16 protein-coding genes are annotated in these 18,907 nt (G+C 59.6%); 7 read left to right on the forward strand and 9 right to left on the reverse strand.

Translation table 11 applies throughout. The features are described from left to right. Window positions 1–129 precede the first annotated feature (129 nt). Entirely contained in the window at window positions 130–1,140 is a 1,011-nt protein-coding gene (locus J7382_RS13090; protein ID WP_209069438.1) for a hypothetical protein, read from the forward strand. Between the two features lie 39 nt (window positions 1,141–1,179). Here the strand turns inward: J7382_RS13090 and J7382_RS13095 are convergent, their stop codons facing one another. The 6 genes from J7382_RS13095 to J7382_RS13120 all read right to left on the reverse strand — a co-directional run bounded on the left by J7382_RS13095 (window position 1,180) and on the right by J7382_RS13120 (window position 7,265). Beyond that, window positions 1,180–2,610 carry an SPOR domain-containing protein gene (locus J7382_RS13095; protein WP_209069439.1) on the reverse strand — a complete coding sequence of 477 codons (1,431 nt, stop codon included), beginning with the start codon at window positions 2,608–2,610 and terminating at the stop codon, window positions 1,180–1,182. Between the two features lie 121 nt (window positions 2,611–2,731). Further along, the gene (upp, locus tag J7382_RS13100; protein ID WP_058241314.1) at window positions 2,732–3,364 is read right to left on the reverse strand and encodes a uracil phosphoribosyltransferase; all 633 of its coding nucleotides are present in this window, start codon (window positions 3,362–3,364) and stop codon (window positions 2,732–2,734) included. Further along, on the reverse strand, window positions 3,361–4,347 hold the full coding sequence (locus J7382_RS13105; protein ID WP_209069440.1) for an adenosine deaminase: 987 nt from the start codon (window positions 4,345–4,347) through the stop codon (window positions 3,361–3,363). Before J7382_RS13105 ends, upp begins: the two co-directional genes overlap by 4 nt. Beyond that, window positions 4,344–5,552, reverse strand: coding sequence for a phosphopentomutase (locus tag J7382_RS13110; protein WP_209069441.1), 1,209 nt, complete (start codon window positions 5,550–5,552; stop codon window positions 4,344–4,346). The genes J7382_RS13105 and J7382_RS13110 overlap by 4 nt, the downstream gene beginning before the upstream one ends. After that, a complete protein-coding gene (locus tag J7382_RS13115) occupies window positions 5,553–6,857 on the reverse strand; it encodes a thymidine phosphorylase (RefSeq protein ID WP_209069442.1) in 1,305 nt (434 codons plus the stop codon). Next, window positions 6,858–7,265: a cytidine deaminase gene (locus J7382_RS13120; protein WP_058241310.1), complete on the reverse strand. Its 408-nt coding sequence runs from the start codon at window positions 7,263–7,265 to the stop codon at window positions 6,858–6,860. It lies immediately after the preceding gene. 354 nt (window positions 7,266–7,619) lie between these two features. Here J7382_RS13120 and J7382_RS13125 point away from each other — a divergent pair, with 354 nt between their 5' ends. Then, on the forward strand, window positions 7,620–9,899 hold the full coding sequence (locus tag J7382_RS13125) for an NADP-dependent malic enzyme (protein WP_209069443.1): 2,280 nt from the start codon (window positions 7,620–7,622) through the stop codon (window positions 9,897–9,899). Window positions 9,900–9,986: 87 nt separating this feature from the next. Here the strand turns inward: J7382_RS13125 and J7382_RS13130 are convergent, their stop codons facing one another. Beyond that, on the reverse strand, window positions 9,987–10,664 hold the full coding sequence (locus J7382_RS13130; protein ID WP_348540028.1) for a YceI family protein: 678 nt from the start codon (window positions 10,662–10,664) through the stop codon (window positions 9,987–9,989). 246 nt (window positions 10,665–10,910) lie between these two features. Between J7382_RS13130 and prpE the strand changes: the two genes are divergently transcribed. Next, the gene (gene prpE, locus J7382_RS13135) at window positions 10,911–12,803 is read left to right on the forward strand and encodes a propionate-CoA ligase PrpE (protein WP_209069444.1); all 1,893 of its coding nucleotides are present in this window, start codon (window positions 10,911–10,913) and stop codon (window positions 12,801–12,803) included. Between the two features lie 100 nt (window positions 12,804–12,903). Here prpE and J7382_RS13140 read toward each other — a convergent pair whose 3' ends face one another. After that, a complete protein-coding gene (locus tag J7382_RS13140) occupies window positions 12,904–13,665 on the reverse strand; it encodes an NAD kinase (RefSeq protein ID WP_058241308.1) in 762 nt (253 codons plus the stop codon). Between the two features lie 193 nt (window positions 13,666–13,858). Here J7382_RS13140 and glyA point away from each other — a divergent pair, with 193 nt between their 5' ends. From glyA to J7382_RS13160, 4 genes are all read left to right on the forward strand, one after another. Continuing rightward, entirely contained in the window at window positions 13,859–15,151 is a 1,293-nt protein-coding gene (glyA, locus tag J7382_RS13145; protein WP_058241553.1) for a serine hydroxymethyltransferase, read from the forward strand. 115 nt (window positions 15,152–15,266) lie between these two features. Beyond that, on the forward strand, window positions 15,267–15,974 hold the full coding sequence (locus J7382_RS13150) for a class I SAM-dependent methyltransferase (protein ID WP_209069445.1): 708 nt from the start codon (window positions 15,267–15,269) through the stop codon (window positions 15,972–15,974). 274 nt (window positions 15,975–16,248) lie between these two features. Beyond that, window positions 16,249–17,118, forward strand: a complete 870-nt coding sequence (locus tag J7382_RS13155; protein ID WP_209069446.1) for a LysR substrate-binding domain-containing protein — start codon at window positions 16,249–16,251, stop codon at window positions 17,116–17,118. 144 nt (window positions 17,119–17,262) lie between these two features. Next, a complete protein-coding gene (locus J7382_RS13160) occupies window positions 17,263–18,435 on the forward strand; it encodes a crosslink repair DNA glycosylase YcaQ family protein (protein ID WP_209069447.1) in 1,173 nt (390 codons plus the stop codon). Between the two features lie 18 nt (window positions 18,436–18,453). Here J7382_RS13160 and J7382_RS13165 read toward each other — a convergent pair whose 3' ends face one another. Then, on the reverse strand, window positions 18,454–18,849 hold the full coding sequence (locus J7382_RS13165; RefSeq protein ID WP_144432628.1) for a hypothetical protein: 396 nt from the start codon (window positions 18,847–18,849) through the stop codon (window positions 18,454–18,456). Window positions 18,850–18,907: the final 58 nt, after the last annotated feature.

The raw sequence follows: 18,907 nt of genomic DNA on the forward strand, positions 1-18,907 counted from the left end.
ACATGCAAAGGCCCGGTTTTTGCCGGGCCTTTTTCATGACGGCCTGCGTGAGGCAGATTGCCCCGGCCTCTCGCCCCATGCTACCATACTGTGAAGAAGAGGCAGAGCAGACCGCCCACCAGATCCTACATGAGCACCGCACTAGATAAATTCCAACGCCTCGAAGCCATGGCCCTTTGGCGTGACACTCCCGAAGCCCAACGGCGCGACGTGATTGTCTCCCTCGGGGACGCGACTTTGGTGATCAAAGACACCAATGACCGCGCCTTGGCACATTGGTCCCTGCCTGCCGTACGCCGCCAAAACCCGGGCACCCTGCCTGCGGTGTTCTTCCCCGATGGCGATGAGGGCGAAACCATCGAAATTGGCGAAGATCATCTCGAAGTGATTGAGGCGATTGAGCAACTGCGCAAGGCTGTGGCACGGCCCACCAAAAACAGTGGACGCCTGCGCAAAGGGGTGATCGCCGCCACAACGCTTGGCATTCTGGGGCTGGGTGTGTTCTGGTTGCCGGGGGCCTTGGTCAACCATGCGCTGCGCGTCGTGCCAAATGTGGCACGCCAGACCATCGGTCAGGACATGATGCAGCTCACCACCCGCCTCACCGGGCAGCATTGTCGCAGCACAGATGCCATCGCTGCGGTGGATGCGCTGCAAAAACGTCTCAAAGTGCGCGTGATCACCGTCATTCCCAGCGCCCTGCGCGAGGCCGTGGCCCTGCCCGGCAACATCGTGCTGCTTGGGCGCGATGCGGTCGAAGACTATGAAGAACCAGATGTGGCGGCAGGGTTTGTGGTGGCCGCCCAGACCGCCAGCCCCGATCCGCTGCGCGGGGTCTTGGAAAGCGGTGGCATCTCTGCCAGCCTGCGCCTGCTGACTTCTGGAACCCTGCCCGAAGCCCTTCTGGTCCGCCATCTCGAAGATCTTTTCGCCACGCCCCCCCGCGCCTCGGCAGATGAAACACTGATCGCTGCCTTTGAGGAGCGGCGCGTGCGTCTGAAGCCCTATGCGTTGGCTATGGATCCTTCCGGCGAAAGCACCCTGCCCCTGATTGAAGCCGCACCTTTCACCGAAGAGTTGCCTGAGCCGGTTTTGAGCGACCGCTACTGGGTCGCCCTTCAGGGGATCTGCGGCAGCTGACCTGCCACAACCTTACCAAATCTCAGACTGCAGTGTCAGTTACTGGCGCAAAAACGCACCTGCAAAGCCCGCATCACGCGCCTTGGAAAGTGCAGCGCTCGCGCTGTCTTCCGCTGCAAACGGCCCGGCCAGAACAATACGCTGCGTCGCGCCATTCTGGGTGTATTTGCCAATACGCACCGGCAGCCCCATCCGGCGGATCTTTTTGGCTGCTGCCTGCGCCCGCGCCGCATCCCCAAAGGTGCCGACCTGCACATAAGGCGTGCCCGCAAGACGCAGAGATTTTGTCACTGGTTCCGATTTGGTGGCCACAGCTGTCGGGGCGATGACGTCATCCGAAGTGGCCGCTCGGGCAACAGGAGATGCCGCATCATCAACAGTGCGCTGGATCAACCGACGCGGCACCGTATTGGTCCAGATCGCCTCGGTCTGCGCAATACCGGCCACAGTCATCTGGGCACGTGTCTCACTCAACCGGCCATCCTCAAAAGCGCGTCGGTATCCCTCTCGCACTCTGGAATCCACCTGATTGGTCAGGTTGTTCTCATAAACATGCAAAGGCACCACACGCACATCCGGCGCAACCTCTGCAAGTTCACTGACCTTCACAACCGTCCCTACCGCAGGGCGGCGCAATGAACTGTTCTTGTCAAACCGCATTTGCGGCGGTGTGGCAGTCGGCCGCCCCGTGCCTGGTGTCACAGGTGACTGCGCCTGCGGACCACAACGCACCGGTGAGCCCTTATAAGTGGTAATGCCCTCACGACAGGGCGAAATGATGCCCGATGCGCGGGGCGCCTGCGTGGATGTGCGGCGCGGCTTTGTTGCGGTGGGCGCAACAGCGGCCTTTGGTGCCGTTTTAACCGGGGTCGTCGTAGTTGGCGCAGCCACTGGCGCGGCTGCCGGGGCAATGACTTTGGCATTTGTTGTCGGGCGCGCTGCCGTGGGCGTGGTGTAAAGCGGCTCGCCTCTTTTTTGTTTGACCACTTTCTTGGGCGGCTTAGGCGCTGCGGTCGTCACCACAGGCGCCGCTGCAGCCGCAGGTGTGGCCACCTTTTTTGCGGTAGGTGCCGAGGTCTTCTTCACGGTTTTTGGCTGCGTTTTTTGGGCAGCGGGTGCAGATGTTGCTGCTGCAGCTGTGCTTTCCGGTACTGCGGGCTGAATTTGCACCACGTTCTTGTCACGCTTGGGGGCCGCAGCAGGCGCGGTACGCGCCGCGGCATCAAACGTCGGCTTGAAACCACAAATCACCTTACGGTCTCGCGTCACACGCGGCACCCAGGTTGTGGCCCCATCCACACCCGCACGGATATAGACGCAACCTCGGCTATCGACAAACTGCTTGCCTTTGAAACTCGCCGGAGGAAATTCCGCCGGTGTCTGTCTGGCATTGATCGACTGGGCATGTGCCACCCCCAGTCCCGTAGATGCTGCGATTACGCCAATCGCTAGAAATCTGCTCAGCTTCATAATGCCCCCACAAGATGTAGGGGTATCCTACCAAATACATGGAAGATGAGTAAACCAAGGAAAGGCCCTATTGTGGTCAAATTTTAGACACAATTAACCAAATTAGGGCCTTTAAGGCGTCTTATTGTGTGCCAAACATCCGATCCCCGGCATCCCCAAGCCCGGGCAGGATATAGCCCTTCTCATTGAGACGCTCATCCAAAGAGGCCGTGACGATTGGCACATCCGGATGCGCTTCCTTCATCCGCGCGACGCCTTCAGGCGCTGCCAGCAGGCACAGGAAACGGATATTCTTCGCGCCCTTCTCTTTCAGAAGATCAATGGCAGCCGCAGAGCTGTTGCCCGTGGCCAGCATCGGATCCACAGCAATCACCAGACGTTCATCCAACTCACCCGGCGCTTTAAAGTAATATTGCACGGGCTCCAGCGTCTCTTCATCCCGGTACAGCCCCACAAAGCCAACCCGCGCGGAAGGTACGAGCTCCAGCATCCCGTCAAGCAAGCCATTGCCTGCCCGCAAAATGGACACCAGGGCCAGCTTGCGCCCCGCCAATGTCGGGGCCTCCATCTCGACCATCGGCGTTTGAATGGTCTTGGTGGTCATCGGCAACTCACGTGTCACCTCATAGGCCAGCAACTGGCTGATCTCACGCAGCAGGCGGCGAAACTCCCCGGTCGAGGTGGCCGCATCGCGCATGATTGTCAGTTTGTGTTGCACCAGCGGGTGATCCACTACGGTCAAATGATCCATCAGGCTTTCTCCAGTCTCTTGGCCACGACGGCCTTGGTCTCTTCATCACAGAACGCCGCATTGAGCGCGGTCTGGTTGATCTCTGCAAAATCCGCCACACCCCAGCCAAAGGCCTGCGCAAGCATCTCATATTCACGGCGCATGGTGGTGTGAAAAAATGGCGGATCATCTGTACTCACGGTGACTTGCACACCCGCATCGCGCAATGCCTGAATTGGATGCGCAGCAAAATCAGGAAACAGCCCCAACACCACATTGGATCCGGGGCAGACTTCCAGCGTGATCTGACGCGCCACAAGCTCCTTGATCAGATCAGGGTCTTCCATCGCCCGCACACCATGGCCAATGCGCGCCACATTCAGATCATTGAGCGCATCCCAAACGCTTTGGGCGCCGCCAAACTCCCCCGCATGGGTCGTCAGCTTAAGCCCGGCTTCGCGCGCCTGATCAAAGGCATAGGCAAAATCGCCCTGCGCAAACTGCCCCTCATCTCCGCCCATGCCAAAGCCAACCACAAACCGCCCCGCCGTTTCGGCGGCACACAGCGATGCACGTTTGGATTTTTCCGAGCCAAAATGGCGCACGGCCGTCACCACACCGCGCAGCGTGATGCCATGCTTGCGCTCCGCCATGGCCGCCGCCTCTTCAATGGCAGCCAGATATTCGCGCCAGGCCCCAAGATCCCCGCCACCACAGAAATCCGGGCTGATGAAACTCTCCGTGTACACAACCCCATTGGCCGCGCTTTCCTCAAGCCAGGCCGACGTCAGCCGGGCAAACTCTTCAGGCCCGGTCAGCACAGAGCTCGCCGCTTCATAAACGCTCAGGAAATGCACGAAATTTTCAAAGGCATACCCGCCATCCGGCGTAAACACCCGGCTTAGATCCACTTTCTTTTCATGGGCGAGCTGCTTGATAAAGGCTGGCGGCGCCGCGCCTTCATGGTGGATATGCAACTCCAGCTTTGGCAGGTCTGCCACAGTCATAGAAAGCTCCTTCCGCGCGGCGGCGTGATGCCAAGATGAGCCGCCGCCGTCGCCGCCACATCCACAAAGTCAATCAATCCAGCTTCTCCCGGTCCAACACCTGCACAAAGCACCGGCACACGTTCGCGCGTGTGATCTGTGCCCGGCCAGCTCGGATCGTTGCCATGATCCGCCGTCAGGATCAGCAGATCTCCCGGTGTCATCTTTTGCATAAAAGCACCGATTTCTCGGTCAAACCACTCCAGTGCACGTGCATACCCCGCGATATCACGGCGATGCCCATAAAGGCTGTCAAACTCGACAAAATTGGCAAATGTCAGACTACCATCCGGCGCGGTTTCGGCCAGCCCATGCAAATCCTGCATCAATTTGGCGTCGCTGCCCTTGGTGCAGCTGTCGATGCCTGCCATGGTGAAAATATCGCCGATCTTGCCCACGCCCAGCACCGCGCCCCCGGCATCCTGCACCCAGTTGGTCAACACCGGCTCCGGTGGGGCAATCGCGAAATCCCGGCGATTGGTGGTCCGCTCAAATCCGGTTTCCGCATCGCCCACAAAAGGCCGCGCAATCACCCGGCCAATTTTCATCGCATGCAGGCTTGGTGCCAACGCCCGACAGAGATCAATCAACCGTTCCAGCCCAAAATGCGTCTCATGCGCCGCAATCTGGAACACGCTGTCAGCAGAGGTGTAGCAAATCGGCCATCCACTGCGCAGATGCTCCGCGCCCAGTTCATTGATGATCACCGTACCAGAGGCGTGGCAGTTGCCAAGAATACCGTCGGTCTGCGCCAACTCACACACTTTAGCTACGAGGTCTTCGGGAAAACAGGGCGAGCCTTTGGGGAAATATCTCCAGTCCCATGGCACGGGCAGTCCGGCCAGTTCCCAATGTCCAGAGGGGGTATCCTTTCCCGGACTGCGCTCATTCGCGGCTCCCCAAAAACCGGTTGGTGTCGCCGCAAGGCCCGGTGTCTGCGCCCCAGACGCCAGCCGCACCGCCGCGCCAAGCCCAAGCCCATCCAGATGTGGCAGCATCAAAGGCCCAGAACGCCCTTCATCGGCGTGCCCTTCTGCACAGGTCTGCGCAATATGGGCCAGCGTATTGGCACCGCTGTCCGGCAAGGCCTCATTAAAGAAGCTGTCCGCATCCACGGCCCCACCGCAGCCAACGGAATCCATCACCACCAAAAACACCCGTGCCATTTATGAGCTCTCCTCATGAACAAGCGGCGGTATATCCGGCATTGTGGCGTCAATGGCAATGGCCGCGCGCACCTGTACCGCAGCCGCCTCCGCAGCAGCTTCCCGCGCCGCATGCACCCGCAACAGCGGCTGGCCCGCCTCCACATACTGCCCAAGGCGCACCACATCCGAGAATCCGACCGCAGGGTTGATCACATCGCTCTCAACCTGACGCCCCCCGCCAAGCCCCACCACCGCAAGGCCCAGCGCTTCGCCGTCAAGGGCAGTGATGTAGCCCGTTTTGGGCGCAGCAATTTCCCGTATGACCGGCGCTTCAGGCAAAAACCGCCGCCACTCCTCTGTAAAGCGCGCCGGCCCACCCATTGCGCCCACCATACGGCCAAACACCTCTGCGGCTTTGCCATTGTCCAGCACGTCACGCATCTGGCGCAGGCCTGCGTCGACATCACGCGCCATCCCGGCATTGGCCAGCAGACGCGCACCCAGAGCCACAGACAGTTCCGCAAGAGGCCCACCCGCCCCGTCACAGAGCACCGCCATACATTCAGCCACCTCAAGCGCATTGCCAAGCGACGCCGCGAGCGGCTGGTTCATATCCGAGATCACCGCACTTGTCGGACAGCCTGCCAAATTGGCGGTGCCCACCAAGGAGTGCGCCAACGCGCGTGCCTCTTGGGGGGATTTCATAAAGGCACCGGTTCCGACTTTCACATCCAGAACCAACCCCTCAAGACCAGCCGCCAGTTTTTTGGACAGAATGGACGCTGTGATCAGATCGAGACTTTCCACAGTCGCCGTCACATCCCGGATCGCGTAAAGCCGCTTGTCCGCGGGCGCGATCTCCGCTGTCGCACTGACAATGGCACAGCCCACCTGTGCCACAACCTCTTTGAACCGCGCCTCACTCAAGCCTGTGGACAATCCCGGAATGGCCTCCAGCTTGTCCAGCGTGCCCCCGGTATGCCCAAGGCCGCGACCTGAAATCATCGGTACATAAGCCCCACAGGCTGCCAAAGCCGGGGCCAGAATGAGCGACACGCAATCGCCCACCCCACCCGTGGAATGCTTGTCCAATACTGGCGCAGGCAGATCCCATACCATCCGGTCACCGCTGTCTCGCATCGCCAGCGTCAGCGCCACGCGCCCTTCCTCTGAGAGACCACGCAAACAGACCCCCATGGCAAAGGCACCAGCCTGCGCATCGCTGACCGTGCCATCCGCAAGCCCCCGCGCAAACCACGCCAATGCCTCACGGCTTGGTGTTTCTCCGCGACGCAGATGCGCGATGATTGAACGTGCGTCCATTTAGTCCCGGTCCTCGTGATCCGCATCCATGTGATCCGTGCCAAATGCGCCCGGCAGTAGCTCTGCCATGGTCATGGTCACACGCACCCCATCCAGGTTGGCCAAGGTCACCGTCGTGTCCTTACCGCCAAATTCCGCCAATTTCTGACGACACCCACCGCAGGGGCTCACCGGTTCCTTGCTGTCAGCAACCACAAACACTTCGGTCAACCGCGTCTCCCCCGCCGCGACCATGGCCGCAATCGCCCCGGCTTCGGCACAGGTGCCCTCAGGATAGGCGATATTTTCCACATTACAGCCAGCATAGATGGCACCGCTTTGCGCACGCACAGCCGCCCCCACCTTGAATTTGGAATATGGCGCATAGGCGTTTTCACGCACCTCAAAGGCTGTTTTTTCCAGTGTCATTCCCGTTCACCTTCAATGGATCACGTCCGTCATCGCCAGAAGCCCTGCGATGCCGCCGTTGAGTTTCACAAAGCCGGACAGACAGCCGGCATGACGTCACATGGCGCTGAACCAGACCCGCGCCATCTTGGCACCAGCTTCCTCCCGTACAGCACAAAGGTAAAGGGACGATCTTCGCCGCGCCCCAGCCCTGCGCACGCATAAATTTTCGATCGCCACAGAATGTAACCAAACGGTCAAAAATACAAGCCAATGCCGTTGCGTCAGAATTCCGCGTTTTCACCGCATGAAAACTGGTTTAAAGCTGAACTAATTTCTTTTTTCCGCACCAACAGTGCCACACAGAGGTCTCCAATGTCGGACAATCGCAATCAATCGCTGCGGGATGCGGCGCTTTTTTATCACGCTCATCCTAAACCCGGAAAACTGGAGATCCGCGCCACCAAACCTCTGGCCAATGGCCGAGATCTCTCGCGCGCCTACTCTCCCGGCGTGGCCGAAGCCTGCCTCGAAATCAAAGAAGATCCCGCAAACGCAGCACTTTACACCGCGCGTCAAAACCTCGTCGCCGTGGTGTCCAACGGCTCTGCCGTGCTGGGCCTTGGCAATATCGGCGCTCTGGCCTCCAAACCGGTGATGGAAGGTAAGGCGGTTCTGTTCAAGAATTTCGCCAATATCGACTGTTTTGACATCGAACTGGACGAAGCAGACCCCGAAAAGCTCGCAGAGATTGTCTGTGCCATGGGCCCGACATTTGGCGCGATCAATCTCGAAGACATCAAAGCCCCAGATTGCTTCATTGTCGAAAAAATCTGTCGTGAACGCATGAATATTCCGGTGTTCCACGACGATCAACACGGCACGGCGATTGTGGTCGGCGCCGCCGCAACCAACGCCCTGCGCGTGGCCAACAAGCGCTTTGAAGACATCAAAATTGTCTCCACCGGCGGCGGTGCAGCGGGCATTGCCTGCCTGAACATGCTGGTAAAACTGGGCGTGAAGCGCGAAAATATCTGGCTCTGCGACATTCACGGTCTGGTCTATGAAGGCCGCGAAGAGGATATGAATCCGCAGAAAGCCGAGTTTGCCCAAGCCTCTGACCTGCGCACACTGGACGACGTCATCGACGGCGCGGATATGTTCCTCGGCCTCTCAGGCCCCGGCGTACTGAAACCCGAACAGGTCGCAAAAATGACGGCGCAGCCGATCATCTTTGCGCTGGCCAATCCAACCCCGGAGATCATGCCGGATGAGGCACGCAAAGTGGCCCCGGATGCGATCATCGCCACAGGTCGCTCTGACTTCCCCAATCAGGTCAACAACGTGCTCTGCTTCCCTTTCATCTTCCGCGGCGCGCTGGATGTTGGGGCGACGGAAATCAACGACGAAATGTGCGTGGCCTGCGTGAACGGCATCGCCGAGCTCGCGCGTGCCACCACCTCCGCCGAAGCGGCCGCCGCCTATAAGGGAGAGCAACTCACCTTTGGGGCAGAATACCTTATTCCAAAACCATTTGACCCGCGTCTGGTCGGCGTGGTCTCCGCCGCTGTGGCTCAGGCCGCCATGGACAGCGGTGTTGCCACCCGCCCCATCCCTGACATCGACGCCTATGTGCATACGCTCAACCAGTCGGTCTTCAAATCCGCCCTGCTGATGCGCCCGGTGTTTGAAACGGCCCGCAAAGCCTCCCGCCGCATTGTCTTCTCCGAGGGCGAAGATGAGCGCGTTCTGCGGGCAGCGCAGGCCATTCTGGAGGAAACCACGGAAACCCCGATCCTGATTGGACGCCCCGAGGTGATCGAAGCCCGCTGCGAACGCGCAGGCCTTGCCATCCGCCCCGGTCAGGACTTCCAGATTGTGAACCCGGAAAACGATCCGCGCTATTTCGATTACTGGAACAGCTATCACGAGCTGATGGAGCGCGAAGGCGTCACCCCGGATCTGGCAAAGGCCATCATGCGCACGAATTCCACCGCGATTGGCGCCATCATGGTGCACCGCGAAGAAGCCGATAGCCTGATCTGTGGCACCTTTGGAGAATACCGCTGGCATCTGAATTATGTGGAACAGGTTCTGGGCAATAAAAACCTCTCCCCCCATGGCGCGCTCTCCCTGATGATCCTTGAAGACGGCCCGCTGTTTATCGCCGACACGCAGGTGCATGAGCTGCCCTCCCCCGAGGACATCGCCCGCATTGCCGAAGGCGCGGCCCGCCATGTGCGCCGCTTTGGTCTGGAGCCCAAAATCGCGCTCTGCTCCCAGAGCCAGTTTGGCAACCATCGCGTCGGCTCCGGCAAACGGCTGCGCGAAGCCATCGAAATTCTAGACAGCAAGCCACGTGATTTTGCCTATGAGGGCGAAATGAACGTGGACACGGCGCTGGATCCGGAGCTGCGGGCACGCATCTTCCCTCGCACCCGCCTGGAGGGCGAAGCCAATGTGCTGGTCTTTGCCCATGCAGATGCCGCCTCAGGCGTGCGCAACATTCTGAAAATGCGGGCCGGCGCGTTGGAAGTGGGGCCAATCCTGATGGGCATGGGCAACCGCGCCCACATCGTCAGCCCCTCAATCACCACACGCGGCCTGCTCAACATGGCCGCCATCGCGGGCTCTCCTGTCACCCACTACGGGTGAAGCCTTAGCAAAAATTTTTACAACATAAAGGGCGCCGCGCAGGCGCCCTCTATACTCTCAGGCCCATCAACACCCGATGCACCAACATCAGCGGCTGTCTTTGGTCACCCGCGCCAGAATGCGCAGATCAATGTTCGGGCCAACCAGATCAGGATAGCCCACCGCCCCAAACACCCGCCTGTCCAACTGCCCGGTCAAAAGGATCGACAGATTGTTCAAATCCCCCGCCTCTGTGCCGCGCTGACGAAACAGCTGCGCTGCCAGCGTCACCGGGCGCGTCACACCGCGTATCGTCAAATCCCCCGTCACCTGCGCGCCATGGATGGTGCCACTGATTTCGCGAGCAACAAACCGAATGGTGGGGTGATTGCTCACATCCAGCACCCGCGCCCCTTTCAACGCTTCAGTGGCAAAGATAAACCCAGCTTTCGCCTGTGCCGGGCTCAGCGTGACGTCAATCTTGCTCCGCCGCACATCCTGCAAATCTAGCAACAGATCCGCAGAGGCCACTGGCATAACCCCCTCCGTACCTGCATCACTCAAATAGTAGGTGAAGCCCACAACGCTGTTTTCCTTATCCAGCACATAGCGCTCCGGCGCGGCAAGCGCAGCCACCGCCCCTCCCAGCAAGCAAAGCAGCGCCCATACACCGCGCCTGATCTGGCGCAAATCCATCAGTCCCATAAACTCATCCCAACCGTTTCCCGTTTCACAATACCACAGCTTACGGCGCCCTGTGGCCAGTGGCTCAACTTCCAAGGTCACAACCGCCACACAATCACGCGAGCGTTCAGAGAGCTCTCGCCCAGAGCTGCAAACTTTGCTAATTTGCAAAACTCGCAAAATTTCCCGCGAATACGAGGGATATTTGGGGATTTGCAAAAATTTGCAGAAAGCACGAAAAGTTTCCTGCAAATTTATTTACGATATTCTTACAGGTCTTGCCCACGGGGCTTGCCGCCTTGGCAAAGGCTCCCTTATCCATTTGCTATAGAATGAGGAGGAGCCACCATGACGTATCAGGACGTCTATCAGACATGGAAAGATGATCCGGAAGCCTTTTGGATGAATGCCGCTGAGGCCATTGACTGGGACACAGCTCCGTCAAAGGCCCTGTTTGACAAAGGCGACCATCTCTACGAGTGGTTTTCCGATGCCAAGGTCAACACCTGCTGGAACGCCGTGGATCGCCACGTCGAAGCCGGTCGCGGTGAACAGACCGCCATCATCCACGACAGCCCGATCACCCACTCCAAGCGGGAAATCTCCTATGTAGAGCTGCGCAATCGCGTCGCCTCTCTCGCAGGCGCACTGCGCGCCAAGGGTGTGGAAAAGGGCGACCGTGTCATCATCTATATGCCGATGATCCCAGAAGCTCTCGAAGCCATGCTGGCCTGCGCACGTCTCGGCGCAATCCATTCCGTTGTCTTTGGCGGTTTTGCCTCCAACGAACTGGCGGTGCGGATTGACGACGCGAAACCCAAGGCCATCATCGCCGCCTCCTGCGGTCTGGAGCCCGGCCGCGTGGTGCACTACAAACCCCTGTTGGACGGCGCGATTGATCTGGCAACTCACAAACCCGACTTCTGCGTGATTTTTCAGCGCGAACAGGAAGTGGCCCAACTGATCGAAGGCCGGGATGTAAACTGGCATGGCTTCCAATATGGCGTGGAACCTGCTGAATGCGTGCCAGTCGAAGGCAACCATCCCGCTTATATTCTTTACACCTCCGGCACCACCGGTCAGCCCAAAGGCGTGGTACGTCATACCGCAGGCCATCTGGTTGCACTGAACTGGACCATGAAAAACGTTTTCAACGTCGATCCCGGCGACGTCTTCTGGGCGGCGTCGGATGTGGGCTGGGTGGTGGGCCACAGCTACATCACCTATGCGCCTCTGATCCACGGCAACACCACAATCGTGTTTGAAGGCAAGCCCGTAGGCACGCCGGATGCCGGCACCTTCTGGCGCGTGATTTCAGAGCATAAGGTCAAAACCTTCTTCACCGCGCCCACCGCCTTCCGCGCAGTCAAACGCGAAGACCCGCAAGGCGAATTTGTCAAAAAATATGACATGTCCTGCATGGAGCAGGTCTTCCTCGCCGGGGAACGCGCCGATCCGGATACGATCATCTGGGCACAGGAACAGCTGCAAAAACCCATCATCGACCACTGGTGGCAGACAGAGCTGGGCTACCCCGCCATCTGTAACCCGGTCGGGATCGAACTCCTGCCGATCAAACTCGGCAGCCCCTCCGTGCCCATGCCCGGCTATGACATGAAAGTGCTGGATGAGGGTGGCAACGAGCTTCCTCCCGGAGAGCTTGGCGCCATTGTCAGCAAACTGCCGCTGCCTCCCGGCACGCTGCCAACCCTGTGGAATGCAGAAGACCGCTTCAAAAAATCCTACCTGACCAACTTCCCCGGCTATTATGAAACCGGCGATGCGGGCATGATTGATGAAGATGGCTATGTCTACATCATGGCGCGCACCGACGACGTCATCAACGTGGCGGGCCACCGCCTCTCCACCGGCGGCATGGAAGAAGTGCTGGCCGGACACCCGGATGTGGCAGAATGCGCCGTTATCGGCGTTGCAGATCAACTCAAAGGCCAGATGCCTGTGGGCTTCCTCTGCCTGAACGCAGGCGCAGATCGTGACCATGCCGAGGTGGTCAAGGAAGTGGTCAAGCTGGTGCGTGAAAAGATCGGCCCGGTGGCCGCCTTTAAACTGGCCGTTGTGGTGGATCGCCTGCCCAAAACCCGCTCTGGCAAAATTCTGCGCGGCACCATGGTCAGCATCGCCGATGGCACCGAATGGAAAATGCCCGCCACGATCGATGATCCGGCCATCCTTGATGAGATCACCGAGGCACTGCAAAGCATCGGCTATGCCAAAGCCTGATCCAGTGGCTGGCGGGGCGCTGCTCCGCCCTCCGCTCAGGATCTGATACATAATCAAAAAAAGCCGCGCTCAGATTGGGCGCGGCTTTCTCTGTTTCTATTCAGACAAATTGCTCACGGATCAATCGCTCTTCCAAACCGTGGCCCGGATCAAACAGAATGCGGTGAGCGATCCGATCATCCGACAGGATCTCCACCGCCGCCACATGTTCAATGGATCGACTGTCCGCATGTGCCATCACTGGACGCTTGTCCGCCTCCAGCACTTCAAAGCGCACCGTGGCCTGTTTGGGCAGAAGTGCCCCACGCCAGCGACGCGGGCGAAATGGCGCAATCGCCGTCAGAGCCAAGACATCAGAGCCAATCGGCAGGATCGGCCCATGCGCAGAGTAATTATAAGCGGTCGATCCCGCAGGCGTGCTGATCAAGGCGCCATCACAGACCAGCTCCTCCATGCGCAGACGCCCGTCAATCTTGATGCGCAGCTTGGCCGCCTGTGAGCCCGCCCGCAACAGCGAAACCTCATTGATTGCCAGCGCCTCATGCACCGAATTGTTGACACAGGTGGCCCGCATCGCCAGCGGGTTCAGCGTCTCTTCTTCTGCCGCTGCCAGACGTTCAAGCAGATCACTTTCAGAATAGGCATTCATCAGAAAGCCCACCGTGCCCCGGTTCATACCATAGACCGGCGCTTCAAGCTCCTGCGTGTCATGCAGCGTGTGCAGCATGAAGCCATCGCCGCCCAGCGCCACAATCACATCCGCACTTTCCGGCGCCACATCCCCATAGCGCCCGATCAGCGCCGCCCGCGCGGTCTGTGCCACCGGCGCATTGCTGGCCATAAAGGCGATTCTCTCGGACATCACGGTCCCCACTTACAGACAAGCGGCCAAGTTTCCCTGCTCCGCCAAAGGTTTCCTATAGCGACATATGTTTATCCCCTGCACCATCTGCGGCGCTCAGGCAAGGCGTTGCGTCGCTTTGGGACCTTTCACCCCCCTTGTGTTTCCATTAGGAAACATCCAACGCGAACCTCTCATCAGGAGCTAGATGCCCATGACCACGACCCGTGATGCCGGTTTTTTCACCGAAACCCTCGCCTCCCGCGACCCTGAACTGTTTGGCTCGATCACAGATGAGCTGGGCCGCCAGCGCGACGAGATCGAACTGATCGCCTCCGAGAACATCGTTTCCGCCGCCGTGATGGAAGCGCAGGGCTCTGTGCTGACCAACAAATACGCCGAAGGCTACCCAGGCCGCCGCTACTATGGCGGGTGCCAGTTTGTGGATGTGGCAGAAAATCTCGCCATCGACCGCGCAAAAGAACTCTTCGGTGTGGAATTTGCCAACGTGCAGCCAAACTCCGGCTCCCAAGCCAACCAGGGTGTCTTCACCGCCCTGCTGCAGCCCGGCGACACCATCCTCGGCATGTCTCTGGACGCCGGTGGCCACCTGACCCACGGTGCTAAGCCAAACCAATCCGGCAAATGGTTCAACGCCGTGCAATATGGTGTGCGCAAAGAAGACAGCCTGCTGGACTACGATCAGGTTCAGGCGCTGGCCAATGAGCACAAACCCAAGCTGATCATCGCTGGCGGCTCTGCCATTCCACGTCAGATCGACTTCGCCAAGTTCCGCGAAATCGCTGATTCCGTAGGCGCATATCTGATGGTCGACATGGCGCACTTCGCCGGTCTGGTTGCCGCAGGCGAGCACCCCTCCCCGTTCCCCTATGCGGATGTTGCCACCACCACGACCCACAAAACTCTGCGCGGTCCACGCGGCGGCATGATCGTGACCAACGATGAAGCCATCGCCAAGAAGGTGAACTCCGCGATCTTCCCCGGCATTCAGGGCGGCCCCCTGATGCATGTGATCGCAGGTAAGGCCGTGGCCTTTGGCGAGGCCCTGCGCCCAGAGTTCAAAGAGTACCAGAAGCAGGTGCGTGCAAACGCCGTGGCGCTGGCCGACCAACTGGTCAAAGGTGGTCTGGACATCGTCACCGGTGGCACCGACACCCATGTGATGCTGGTCGACCTGCGCCCCAAAGGCGTGAAAGGCAACGCCACCGAAAAAGCACTGGGCCGCGCGCACATCACCTGCAACAAAAACGGCATTCCGTTTGACCCTGAAAAACCAATGGTCACCTCCGGCATCCGTCTGGGCACCCCAGCCGGCACCACCCGTGGCTTTGGCGAAGAAGAGTTCCGCGCGATTGCTGACATGATTGTTGAAGTGGTCGATGGCCTTGCCGCCAATGGCGAAGAGGGCAACGGCGCTGTGGAAGAGGCTGTCAAAGCCAAAGTGGCGGCCCTCTGCGCCCGCTTCCCAATGTATCCGAACCTGTAACTTTCGGATTTTATATTTTTGCAGGCCGCCGCTGGACATCCCAGCGGCGGTCTTTGCTTTTGTGACATCCCTTTGGGAACAGGCATCGCGCCACAAACAGGACGTAAGACAAACGATGAATGATGGATGGGAGACCTCTGCCTCTGCCTGGATCGCCAGCATGGGAGAAACAGGAGATTTCAGTCGGGAGTTTGTACTGGATGCGCCGATGCAGGCGCGCGTTGTCGCCTCTGGGGCTCAATCGGTGTTGGACTTGGGCTGTGGTGAAGGGCGCTTTTGCCGGCGTCTCGCGTCAGCGGTGCAGACGGTTGTGGGCATTGATCCAACGGAATCCCTGGTGGCACATGCCCGTTCGCGCGGTCAGGCCAGCTACCATGTGGCCAAAGCCGAAGATCTGCCCTTCTCCGAGGCTCAGTTCGATATGGTCGTCAGCTACCTGACACTGATCGACATTCCCGATATCCCAGCGGCCCTACGCGAAACGCACCGCGTTCTACGCCCCGGCGGGCGCTTGCTCATTGCCAATCTCAACAGCTTCACCACCGCTTGCCAAAGCAAAGGGACCCCCGTGAAAAACGCGGATGGCACAACAACGCTCACAATGGATCGCTATCTGGACAGTTTCCCGAGCTGGGCAGAATGGAGCGGGATTCGCATTCAGAATTGGCACCGCCCCCAAGCCTTCTACATGCAGGCCCTGCTCTCTGCGGGATTTCAGCTCATCCATTTTGATGAGCCGCGCGCATCCGGCGGCGCGCGGGCAGAAACCTACAACCGCGCGCCCTATCTGCACATCATGGAATGGCAGAAACCCGCCTCCTAGGCTCAGACGCCACCCCGTGCGCGTGACCACGGCCAAGACGAACGCCCCGCATCGCGGGCGCGCATATCCTGCGGCGTCTGTGAGAGCGGCGCAGGCGAAGCCGCCGCACGCGTCTCTGGCGCCCAGCGCTCCTCTCGTGTGGCCACTCGGATTGAACTTGAAAGAATTCCCAACATACCGTGATCCTCTACATTGATACCATGCACCTATTGTTCTGGACTTTGCGCCCACATGTGATTCAATATGATTTCTGAAATGTAAGTTGAGGTTTCATATGGATTGGTCCGCACTGCCCTCTCTGTCTGCTCTGCGCGCCTTTGAGGCCGCCGCGCGCCACAAGAGCCTCAGCGCCGCCGCCCGCGAGTTGAATGTGACCCACGCGGCCATTGCCCAACATGTGCGCCATCTGGAGGCGGAGTTTGGACAAAGCCTGCTGTTTCGTGCAGGCCGAGGTGTGGCCCCGACCGAGGCCGGACAACAGCTCGCAAACCAGCTCAATGAAGGCTTTGGCATCCTGTCTGATGCGGTGCACAGCCTGCGGCAAAGACAGGAAAACCGCCCTCTTGCCCTGAGCGTGACCCCCTCCTTTGCCATGAACTGGCTCATGCCGCGCATCGGCGCCTTCTGGCAGGCCCATCCAGACATTCCCGTGGCCATCACCCCCAGCATTGCTCTTGTGGATCTGAAACGGGACGGGTTTGACATGGCGATCCGCTTTGGCAATGGCGACTGGCCCGGCGTCCAAAGCACGCCTTTGACCGCCGGAGAGTTCTGGGTGGTGGCTCAGCCCGAGCTGTTGCATGCCCATGGGACACAGACGTTGCAGGAGGCCGAAAGCCTGCCCTGGCTGATGGAGCCGCATCTCATGGAATGGCGACGGGTTGTGAAAGAAGCCGGGCTTGATCTGGATCGGGTCAACATCACCGTGCTGGACAGCAATGAACTTGTGCTCTCTGCCACGCTGGCCGGCCTTGGGGTCTCGGTGCATCCACGCTCGCTGGTGGAACGCGATGTGGGCACGGGCGCGCTGACCTGTCTCTGTGCCCTCCCCACCGAAGGGCTTGGCTATCATGTGCTCACAGTTAACGGCCGAGACAGCCCCCGCCTGCGCCGCTTTGCCAAATGGCTCCATGCGACGGCTTGATGGGGATCACACACAAACACTCCCGCGCCTTTGACACTTCAGCACAGCTGAAGCCGCAAAGCCTTGGGCCCGGCTCAGCACAGCTGAGCCTGCCCCCGCGCATTTGTTCTTTAAATGTTCTCACCTCTGCGCTAGGCTGCCCCCATGAGCTTGCAGATATCAAACCGTGCCGCGCGCCATCTGTGGCTGTCCAAACAGGGGCTGTCTAAGCCCCCAACCGGCCCGGCAGATCCGCGCGCCACCATTCAGGCGCTCGGGTTTGTGCAGCTCGACAGCATTCAGGTGCTCTCCCGTGCCCATCACCATATTCTGTGGTCGCGCAATCAGAACTACCGCGAGCCCATGCTTGACCACCTTCTGGCCAAAGAGCGCGCCGTGTTTGAGCATTTCACCCATGATGCCTCGGTTTTACCCATCGAAACCTACCCCTATTGGCGCGCGCAATTTGCCCGCCGCAAAGCGCGGATGGACGCCAAAGGCTGGTATGCACAGGCCATGGAGGATTGCACAGATCTGAACATCAAAGACCGCATCGCGGCGCAGGGGGCGCTTTCCACCGAAGCCTTTGACACCAAAGTTGACGGCCCCAAGGAAATGTGGGCCCGCCCCCCACACAAACGCGCGCTGGACTACATGTGGTACGCGGGGGAATTGGCCACCTGCTTTCGCCACAACTTCAAGAAATTCTACAATCTGCCAGAGCGGGTGATCCCTGCGGAAGTCCGCGCCATCGACATACCCGCACAAGAGCAGATCTCATGGCTTTGCAATGCCGCGCTCGCCCGGCTTGGGTTTGCTACGACCGGCGACATCAAGCGTTTCTGGGAGGCCGTGGACACCGCCGATGTGCGCAGCTGGATCGCCAATACTTCACTGATCGAGGTGGAAATCGAAACTGCGCAGGGCGACTGGCGCCCCATGCTCGCCCCGCCCGATATTGCCAAAACCCTCGCCAACACCTCTGCCCCCACATCTCGCCTGCGCATCCTCAACCCGTTTGATCCCCTGATCCGGGACCGAAACCGGCTGTCACAGCTCTTTGGGTTTGACTATCGCATTGAAATCTTTGTTCCTGCCGCTAAGCGACAATGGGGCTACTATGTCTACCCACTGCTGGAAGGCGATCGGCTTGTCGGGCGCCTCGAAGCCAAAGCCAACCGAAAATCCGGCGAAATCATGGTGAAAAACCTCTGGCGCGAGACCTCTGTGCGATGGACGGAGGCACGGGCGCGCAAGCTGGATGCCGAACTGACCCGCATGGGCCGCTTCATCGGCGCTCCGACCATTCTGTGGGACTGTCCGCGCCAGCCCGCCTGAACGCTTGGCATTGGGCCGTCAGACCAGCCCCCGCCAGCGGAGAAAAATCATCAACAGCGCAGTCAAAGCGATCAGGTTGAAACTCACAGACCCTAGCACATCCAACAGCCGATCCATACGCCGCGCCCGCACATCTATGGCGGCCAGATGGCGTTCGATCTCTTCAAAAGCCAGCGTCACAGCCGCCGCATCAACCTGCATTCGCAGCTTGGGATGTACGCTCAGCCGCTGCGCCGTGCTGATCACCTTGGCCTGACGATGCAACCGCGCTGGCACACGACGCCCGATCTTGCGCATCGCCCGCTCCAGCGACTTTGCCCGCACACCAAATTTCTGCCGCGCCAACAGCAAAAGCCGCGCCACTTTTGTATCAATGTCCAGATCCGCTGTCATAAGGTCATTTAGGCGTCTCATTGCGGGATTTGCAACGCACAACTCTGGCCCCCGCGCACGCACCGCGCTATCACGGCAC

Source organism: Shimia sp. R11_0 (assembly GCF_017744035.1).
Lineage (GTDB): Bacteria > Pseudomonadota > Alphaproteobacteria > Rhodobacterales > Rhodobacteraceae > Shimia > Shimia marina.

Bases quoted from the DNA above. Each gene is read 5' to 3' on its own strand.
- J7382_RS13090 (WP_209069438.1), top strand. From the start codon at position 130: ATGAGCACCGCACTAGATAAATTCCAACGCCTCGAAGCCATGGCCCTT.
- J7382_RS13095 (WP_209069439.1), bottom strand. From the start codon at position 2,610: ATGAAGCTGAGCAGATTTCTAGCGATTGGCGTAATCGCAGCATCTACG.
- J7382_RS13105 (WP_209069440.1), bottom strand. From the start codon at position 4,347: ATGACTGTGGCAGACCTGCCAAAGCTGGAGTTGCATATCCACCATGAA.
- J7382_RS13110 (WP_209069441.1), bottom strand. From the start codon at position 5,552: ATGGCACGGGTGTTTTTGGTGGTGATGGATTCCGTTGGCTGCGGTGGG.
- J7382_RS13115 (WP_209069442.1), bottom strand. From the start codon at position 6,857: ATGGACGCACGTTCAATCATCGCGCATCTGCGTCGCGGAGAAACACCA.
- J7382_RS13120 (WP_058241310.1), bottom strand. From the start codon at position 7,265: ATGACACTGGAAAAAACAGCCTTTGAGGTGCGTGAAAACGCCTATGCG.
- J7382_RS13125 (WP_209069443.1), top strand. From the start codon at position 7,620: ATGTCGGACAATCGCAATCAATCGCTGCGGGATGCGGCGCTTTTTTAT.
- prpE (WP_209069444.1), top strand. From the start codon at position 10,911: ATGACGTATCAGGACGTCTATCAGACATGGAAAGATGATCCGGAAGCC.
- J7382_RS13140 (WP_058241308.1), bottom strand. From the start codon at position 13,665: ATGTCCGAGAGAATCGCCTTTATGGCCAGCAATGCGCCGGTGGCACAG.
- glyA (WP_058241553.1), top strand. From the start codon at position 13,859: ATGACCACGACCCGTGATGCCGGTTTTTTCACCGAAACCCTCGCCTCC.
- J7382_RS13150 (WP_209069445.1), top strand. From the start codon at position 15,267: ATGAATGATGGATGGGAGACCTCTGCCTCTGCCTGGATCGCCAGCATG.
- J7382_RS13155 (WP_209069446.1), top strand. From the start codon at position 16,249: ATGGATTGGTCCGCACTGCCCTCTCTGTCTGCTCTGCGCGCCTTTGAG.
- J7382_RS13160 (WP_209069447.1), top strand. From the start codon at position 17,263: ATGAGCTTGCAGATATCAAACCGTGCCGCGCGCCATCTGTGGCTGTCC.
- J7382_RS13165 (WP_144432628.1), bottom strand. From the start codon at position 18,849: ATGAGACGCCTAAATGACCTTATGACAGCGGATCTGGACATTGATACA.